This is a genomic window from Microbacterium sp. (assembly GCF_047972865.1).
Taxonomy (GTDB): Bacteria; Actinomycetota; Actinomycetes; order Actinomycetales; family Microbacteriaceae; genus Microbacterium.
Window position 1 is genome coordinate 1 of sequence record NZ_JBKEAY010000268.1, and the last position, 7,029, is coordinate 7,029.

8 protein-coding genes are annotated in these 7,029 nt (G+C 67.2%); 2 read left to right on the top strand and 6 right to left on the bottom strand.

The features are described 5' to 3' along the window. Nucleotides 1-235 precede the first annotated feature (235 nt). Both ACK5KK_RS16090 and ACK5KK_RS16095 read left to right on the top strand, forming a co-directional pair. Nucleotides 236-670 (top strand): hypothetical protein, encoded by a 435-nt coding sequence (locus tag ACK5KK_RS16090; RefSeq protein WP_416891091.1) that lies wholly within the window; start codon nt 236-238, stop codon nt 668-670. Nucleotides 671-858: 188 nt separating this feature from the next. Next, nucleotides 859-1,455 carry a hypothetical protein gene (locus tag ACK5KK_RS16095; protein ID WP_416891092.1) on the top strand — a complete coding sequence of 199 codons (597 nt, stop codon included), beginning with the start codon at nt 859-861 and terminating at the stop codon, nt 1,453-1,455. Nucleotides 1,456-1,459: 4 nt separating this feature from the next. On the opposite strand, the gene ACK5KK_RS16100 is transcribed toward ACK5KK_RS16095, so the two are convergent. The 6 genes from ACK5KK_RS16100 to ACK5KK_RS16125 form a co-directional block, all read right to left on the bottom strand. Continuing rightward, nucleotides 1,460-2,833: a DUF7007 domain-containing protein gene (locus ACK5KK_RS16100; protein ID WP_416891093.1), complete on the bottom strand. Its 1,374-nt coding sequence runs from the start codon at nt 2,831-2,833 to the stop codon at nt 1,460-1,462. A 37-nt stretch (nt 2,834-2,870) separates the two neighbouring features. Next, entirely contained in the window at nt 2,871-3,263 is a 393-nt protein-coding gene (locus ACK5KK_RS16105) for a hypothetical protein (protein WP_416891094.1), read from the bottom strand. Beyond that, nucleotides 3,260-4,309, bottom strand: a complete 1,050-nt coding sequence (locus tag ACK5KK_RS16110; RefSeq protein ID WP_416891095.1) for a DNA-processing protein DprA — start codon at nt 4,307-4,309, stop codon at nt 3,260-3,262. Before ACK5KK_RS16110 ends, ACK5KK_RS16105 begins: the two co-directional genes overlap by 4 nt. 37 nt (nt 4,310-4,346) lie before the next feature. Continuing rightward, nucleotides 4,347-5,360: an ArdC-like ssDNA-binding domain-containing protein gene (locus ACK5KK_RS16115; protein WP_416891096.1), complete on the bottom strand. Its 1,014-nt coding sequence runs from the start codon at nt 5,358-5,360 to the stop codon at nt 4,347-4,349. Between the two features lie 67 nt (nt 5,361-5,427). Beyond that, a complete protein-coding gene (locus tag ACK5KK_RS16120; protein ID WP_416891097.1) occupies nt 5,428-6,639 on the bottom strand; it encodes a tyrosine-type recombinase/integrase in 1,212 nt (403 codons plus the stop codon). Beyond that, nucleotides 6,632-7,029, bottom strand: a 398-nt coding sequence (locus tag ACK5KK_RS16125) for a helix-turn-helix transcriptional regulator (protein ID WP_416891098.1), incomplete at its 5' end; no start/stop codon positions are given. The genes ACK5KK_RS16125 and ACK5KK_RS16120, both read right to left, overlap by 8 nt.

The following is a 7,029-nucleotide window of genomic DNA, read 5'->3' on the forward strand; positions in this document are numbered from 1 at the left end:
CGACGGTGCCTTCTCTACGGAGATCGTCATACCTGAGGACACGCCGATCGGACCCGCGACGATACGGGTCTCCGCATCCGGCGTCGCAGTCGACGTCGATGTCGTGGTCACGAAGTAGTTCTAGCGCGGACCTAACCCTCGACACCGGGTGACGGTTCGGGACCTGGCATCTTGAGCGCACCGGTCGGCTTTCGCGGGTGCCGCGGTCCGGGGAACAGTCGATACGATCAGCGTCGTGGAACTCGAAGCGCTACTCGCACTCGGTGGAGTTACCGGTTCTGCCGGGATTGCTGTCTGGGCGGTGATCGTCGCACACCGAGCGAACGGCCGCGCGCGCGAGTCCAACAACATTGCGCAGGCTTCCCTTGAGCTCGCGAAGCGCTACGCACCACCCGACTGGGAGGTGGCTCTCATACCCGGGCCGAACGATCACCTCGGGAGACTCACGAACCGGTCGGGACGAACCGTAGTCAGCCCGGCTCTGTCGGTGCGCACACCCGGCTGGGAGGAGCATGCCCTCCTCGTTAGCTCCCACAGCGTTCCCGACGGCGGGGTGATCGAGTACACGGTAGACCGCCGACTCGCTATGCCGAGGATTGAGATTGACCTCGAGTACTCGTTCGAGGACGATAGCGCCCGGGCTGCTCGGGTCTTTTCCTGGACGGTGTGATTTCTGCGATGCGACATCGGAGCCGACCCGATCGCTGCCGTGCGGGGGTTCTCAGCGGCAGTCACCTCGCCTCGTTGCAACGTCGCCCAGTCGAGGGGTGACGGTCCTCTTGGACCGGGAGCTCCTTCACCGCGCATGTGGTGGATGAGAGCGCGTCGGCGTCTGGTCGACCGGGAGAGGGCACCCGTATGGTTGAACGGATCGGACCGGAACTGGGACCCGCGATGGGCGACCCTCCCGCGCGTCGCGTGGGGCGGCGCGTCGCCGTGCTGCTCGTCAGCCTCGCCGTCGTTGTTGCCGCGGCGATCGCAGTGGTGTCGATCTTCTGGCCGGACACCATCGACCGTGGGTACGGTGCGCTCCGCGGCACGGTCGAGCAGGCCCGTCAGGCTGTCACAGGGGAGCGTCCCACGGTGACGCTCGGCGCGACTGGGGGGATCGTTCAGGTGAACGCGTGCGATGGCACGTTCACGGAGATGACGTCGTACCGGCGTGACCGGATCCCGCCCGTGTGGGCGGCGCACAACAACTGCGGCGGGGATGCCATCCTCCCGCTCGAGGTGGGTGACACGGTGGACGTCGTCAAGGGTGGGACGACCGCGGTGTACCGGGTTGTTGAGGTGCGGGAGATGTCGACGGTGTGGCGTCCGGTCACCGACCTTGAAGGGTTGGCGGGTGAGTTCGCGTTGCAGACCTGCTTCTACGGTGGTTCCGACGTTCCGATGAAGTTCGTCGGCGTGGAACCAGTGGTCGACGGCGGCGACTCCCATTCACCGGAGGAGTGACAGGTCAGCCGGGTGTGATCGTGGCAGCGCGCTCTCGATTCGCTTGCGCCTGGCGTCGGGTTTCCTGCTTCTGCTCCCGGGTTCCCTCTCGAGCTTCCCGTTCCGCGGTTTCGAGCTTTCGGAGGCGGTCGGCTTCCGAGTACAGGCGTTCCACACGTGCCTGCTCCCGGCGGTACTCGGGTGCAAGGCGGTTGCTGCGCTCCAGCCGTTCCCCGGCAACGGATGCGTGCTGTTGGGCGATGGTCGCGGGTGTTCGCTCGTCGGGTATCTCGTCGAGGTAGTCCCACGTCGCTTTCGACACGCGCAGCGAGTAGGTGTGTTTGCCGTCGGCGGATGGTTGGAGGATCGCGTACTTCATGGCGGACCCCTCCTGGTACGCGGTCTTCCCGTTCACGCCGGCGGCGAGGATGTCCCGCAGGCTCTCCACGTTCCCGTCCGCTCGCCTCCACCGCTGACCGAGGTCTTTCGCGACCCGGTCGCGTGCTGTCGCGGTCAGGTCACCGTCGATGTACTGCTGGGACAGTGCGGAGGCGGACAACCGGTCGTCGGGGTACCGGACCAGTGCCGGCACGTTCCCGGGTGCCGGCGCTTGCGGTGGCAGTCTCCGGTGACGTGCGGGGTCGATGACGAATCGACCGTCCTGCCCCAGCTGCTGCTGATCCTTGTCGCGGGCCGCCTGGTACTCGTCCCGCGGCACCAGGTACTCAGCATGTTCGCCGTTCCCGTCATGCCCGTGGGCCCGGGCGGTGACGACGAGCATGCCGGGGTCCGTTTCGGCGCCGGCCGCGGACGTCGCGATCGGGGCGTCTCCCTGCGCTTCCAACCAGCAGCGCTGATCCTTCGTCCGCGACTCACCCGGTGCGAGCTCTCGGCCGTTCGCGGCCTCCCATTGGGTGGGGAACCAGTCTTTGATGGACTGGTCGGTCTCGTCACGGAGCGTGTCCGGGTCCTGTCTCACCCAGCTCTGCGAGCACCATTCGTCGGGGAAGTAGTGGAGGGGGATGTTGATCTCGCAGTCCTCCTCGTACCAGCCGCTGCTGTTGCGGAGCGCCGCCGGGATGAGACTGTTCCGTTCCGTGGACAGCTTGAGCCCGCCGTGCTGGGCGCAGCTGGCGACCGCGATACCGGGTGCGACGTCGGAGACCTGCTGTGCAGCACCCCACGGGGTGCGGGAGCCCGTGCGGAGTGTGAGTTCGCCCCACCGGGTGGTGTGACGATCGCAGAGACCGTCCTCGCCGGTGGCTTCCGTCTCGCACCGGGCGCACGGCCCCGCGGCGGGCTGCTCGTCGGTCAGCTCGCCGACTGGTGCCGTGTTGGCCTTGTTCGTGTACCGGCCTCGGTCACCGTGCAGGTGCCCGTTCACGTCGAGAACTGTCATACCCACCATGAGTGCGGGCGGTGCGACCAGATGCGGGTCACGGGTCCGCGCGGTACAGCTCCCGGTACGCGTGTTCCTCTGCCTGCCCGGTCCCCGGCACCCATTCGAGGTCGTCGGCGTAGTCGTCGTCCTCACCGCGGAAGCCGGCGATCACCGTGATCAGTGCACTGTCGTACGGTTCACCGTATCGGGACGTGAACACCTCTGCGCCCAGGGCGGTCGCGTCTGCTGCTGTGGTCGCTGTCAGGAGGAGGTACTCGTGGTCGTCGCCCTTGAGGAGCCATTGAAGTTCCTCACCGTCAGCTTGCGGGGATGCCCCGGGTGGGGCGATCGTTCCGGTCGGGGCACTGTTCGCTTTGCCGGTGAACTGCCCACCGCCTGGTGTGCCTGCTGTTTCGTGACGATGCCCGTGCGCATCGATGACGGTCATGCGCGCGCCAGTTCGATGACGTCGTCTGCGGAGGCCACGAGTTGTGCCCGCCCACTGGCGATCAGCTCGTTCGCACCGGACGAGGCAGCCGACGTGATCGGGCCGGGGACCGCGGCAACTTTCCGGCCGATGAACGCCGCGTTCTGGGCAACGTTCAACGCCCCGGACCTGAAGCCGGCTTCCACCACCACGGTCACCGCTGATGCGGCCGCGAGAAGCCGTGACCTCTGCATGAACCGCCACTTCGTCGCTGTCGCGCCAGGTGGCAGCTCGGACATGACGAGCCCGCCATGCTCGGCGACGCTGTTGATCATGTCCGTGTTCCCGGCAGGGTAGGGGCGGTCGGGGCCGCTCGCCAGGATGATCACGTTCCGGTCACCTGCAGCGGCGGATGCACGGGTTGCGGCTGCGTCGATCCCGTAGCTGCCGCCGGTGACGATGGTTCGCCCGGATGCTTGCAGGGCGTCAGCGAGCTGGGCTGCCGCGTGCTCTCCGTAGGAGGTGGCTGCCCGGGCGCCGGTGACGCTGACCGCCGTGTCGAGAGTGTCGAGCAGGTCGACGTTCCCGCGTGTCCACAACGCGAGGGGTGCGGTGTCGCCCAGGTCCGCGAAACAGTCGGGGATTCCGCCTTCCGCCGCGGTCCGGACGGTGATGCCGGCCCTTGCGGCCTTCTCGAACACGTCCGCCGCGTACGGGAGCCGCGCACGCTGTGCGACCAACCGGGTCGGTGTGGAGAACAGGGCTGCCGCCCGGGCGGCATCATCGACGCCGATGTCACCGCGGATGAGGCGGAGCACATCGGCGGCGCCGAACTCGGCGACAGCTCGGCCGAGGTCCGGGTCACCAGGCTCGCCGACGGCGGTGAGGACTGCGGACGAGTACGCGTCGGCCGCGCACTCCGCCGGCCCCTCCCACACGCCGTAGAACACGTCGGGGATGTCGACGGCTGGTTCCACGGCGAGTGCGCCGGCCGGGGCCGTGTTCGACTTCGTCGTGTACCGGCCCTGGTCGCCGTGCAGGTGACCGTTCGCGTCAAGGACTGCCATGCCCACCATGAGTGCGGCGGGGCGGTCCCCGGGTCGCTCAGTCGGCGTCGGCGGCGTTCCTCCAGGAGGAACCGGTCATGGTCGCTTTCACTGCCTTCGAGAGGGTCTCTCCGATCTTGCGGATGGCGTCGGGTTCGTGGCGCTGCCATGCTGCGACGTATTCGCTCGCGTTCCGTTGGTGGGTTCGCATCCCGTTGATCTTCGACAGCGTGTACGCGAACGATTCGGCTTCCACTTCCATCACGCCGCGTTTCCCGCCGTGCCCGGTGTGGTACTCGCCGTGCCGGTCCGGGTCGGTGTGCCCGCACATGATGTGCCCGAGCTCGTGTGCGAGGACCGTGGCCCGCGATCCCGGGGTCAACGATCGTTCGACCGCGACGATCTTCCGCCCCTCCCCGACGGTGGTGTACCCCTTGCCTTCGTCGAGCATGTCAAGGTACCGGACCGTGTACCCCTGCTGCTCGATCGCGGCGGTGAGGTCGTCGATGTACCCTTCCGGTGGCTCCTCAGTCAGATCGACGAACGCTTCCGGGAGCGGGTCACCGTCCGTCTGCGACACGTCGAACACCGTCGCCGATGTGAACCCGGCAACTCGCTTCACCGGCCTGCCGGCATCATCGGTGACCCGGTTGCCGTTGTCGTCGGTCGCGTTCACGAGCCGGGGCGCGAGGATCGCAATGCCCTTCTCCCCTTTCCGCACGGGCTTCTTCAACCGAAGCCACGTCTTGAACCCGGCGACCCGGGTCGCGTCCGGGCGCTGCACCGCAATGAGAAGCTGATTCTGGAACGAGTACCGGTGGAACCGGCTCATCGTGTCCAGGTAGGCCCGCCAGTTCTCGTCGTCAGCGAGCTGCTCCACCGCCACCGCAAGCTCCTCCTGCATCGCCTTGACCTTCTCGGCGACCGTGTCGAAGCTCCCCGCGAGCGGATGGGTGGGTGTCTCCTCGAGCCCGCCCGCGGGTGCCCGGTTCGTCTTGCCCGTGTACTGCCCGCCACCGGGACCGGAACCACGATGGAACTTCCCCTGCACGTCAATGGTTGTTGCGCTCACACCCTCCACGAGTGCGGCGACCGGGCCGCGCACGGCTACGGGGTCGCGTGTGGCACCGCTCCCGCACTCACCGTGTGGTGTCTGCGCTGAATGCGGCGTCGAGGAGGTCTGCCGTGATCGACGGCACTTCATCGTCAGGAGCGATGTAGTGGCCGGTGGTCGTGCGCACATCCGAGTGGCCGAGGAGCAGTTTCGCCATCTCGGCGTTCGCCCCGGTGGTCACTACTGTCGCCGCGGTCTTTCGGAACGCTTTCGGTGTCAGCGTGTCCGGGTCCACACCGATGGCACGCAGTTCCGTGCGGTGCGCTTCGCGAAACGCACGCAGCTTGTTCTCGACATAGCTCACCGAGAACGGGGTGAGATTGCGGGTGACGAGGAGCAGTCCGTCAGGGTTCGGCGTGTACTCCGCCATCAGCCGCCGGAGAACCCGCTCGGTGAACCGTGGGACGGTGATGTGCCGCTGCTGCCGTTCCTTCTTCGGCGTGTCCTGACGTGAGTTGCCCTGGCGGCGTGTCTGCGTGATCGTTCCCGTGATGTGCACCCGCACCCGGTCGGGCCCGATGATGACATCCTGGCGGCGGATCGCGAGAGCTTCCCCGGGCCGAGCCGATGTTCCCAGGCAGATGAGGATCACGTCTTCGATGACGCGCGTGTTCACGACCCCGCCTCCCCGGCGACCGGGGTTGCGGCCCTTCCACGCGCGCAGGAGCCGAAGGATCACACCGAGCTGCTCCCCGGTGTATTGGAGGAACGTCGGAGTCGCTGAAGGTAGCTTCCCGACCTCCCTGATCGGGTTGGACGGCAGCGCGCCGTGGAGGACAGCAATCCGGAGCATCAGCGACAGCACCGCCCGGGTTCGCCTCGCATATGACGGTGACTTGTCCGCGGCGAGGGTGCGCAGGAAGTGGTCGCACATGCCGGGTGTCATCGCGGACACCGGCACCGCCCCAATTCTGGGAATGACGTTCAGGCGGACGATGTCCTCGTACGCCTCCTGGGAGGAGACCTTCAACCCCCGCACGGACGGGTCACGCAACCAGACACGGGCGAGGTCGGCGACCGTCGTCAGCCCGTCGACTTCGACGAACACGCCTGACCAGATACGTCTCGCAGTGTCTTCGACGAGTGCGATCGCCGCACCCTTGGTGGCTGCCGTCTTGTCCAGCAGGTGCAGCTCACCAGCTCCGTCTCGGATACGAGTGCGGGCACGATACCCGTCACCGTGCCGGCTGACCGTCACCTTCCCGAGCTCGCCGGGTTGCTTGCGCGCCCTAGGCATCGAAGGTGACCGTGTGCTCGGCGATGTACCTGTCGATCGCTTCCTGCTGGTACCGCACGTTCGCACCGATCCGCACGAACGCGGGCCCGGTCCTCCGATCGCGCCACGCCTCGACGGTGCGCACGGACACGTCCAGTTGCTCGGCCACGTCGTTCTGGTTCAGCAGCTTCTTCGTCATGCCGACCACATGCGCGGCGACCGCAGGAACGTGTGCGGTCACGCTGATGCCATGTCGCACCACATCGTAGCCGCCACCGGATTCGGGCACTCCGCGCGATGTCAAACTGTGTGGAGTCACGCGGCGCTGCTTTGTGGTTTTTCGTTGGGTAGGTTGATCCCGACCGTGCCAGCGGGTGTTGGTGTGCGCGGTCGGGCGCGGAAGCGCTCTGG